A 328-nucleotide genomic window follows, 5' to 3' on the forward strand; every position below is an offset into this window, starting at 1 on the left:
ATACCATTGGGTCGTTAGCTCAGTTGGTAGAGCAGTTGACTTTTAATCAATTGGTCGCAGGTTCGAATCCTGCACGACCCACCATTCTCTCCACGAGAATGAAAAAATAATGTGGGCGATTAGCTCAGTTGGGAGAGCACCTGCCTTACAAGCAGGGGGTCACTGGTTCGAGCCCGGTATCGCCCACCATTCTCTAAGTATTTTTGGATAGGAATTCCAAACCACTTCAGTAAGACGTATGTGGTTAGAATCTTCGACTCTGAAAGTCTTTAGAAAATGAACTTCTTAGGAAGTGATTTGCTCTTTAACAATTTGGAAAGCTGACAAA

At 43.6% G+C, this 328-nt stretch carries 2 tRNA genes; both read left to right on the forward strand.

Features of this window, described 5'->3' with window-relative positions:
* The first annotated feature begins 8 nt into the window (after nucleotides 1-8).
* Nucleotides 9-84: transfer RNA gene (locus VJL_RS27045), tRNA-Lys, on the forward strand.
* Between the two features lie 29 nt (nucleotides 85-113).
* Nucleotides 114-189, forward strand: a tRNA-Val gene (locus VJL_RS27050).
* The last annotated feature ends 139 nt before the right edge of the window (nucleotides 190-328 follow it).

Source organism: Vibrio jasicida CAIM 1864 = LMG 25398 (assembly GCF_000400365.1).
In the GTDB taxonomy this organism is placed as follows: Bacteria; Pseudomonadota; Gammaproteobacteria; order Enterobacterales; family Vibrionaceae; genus Vibrio; species Vibrio jasicida.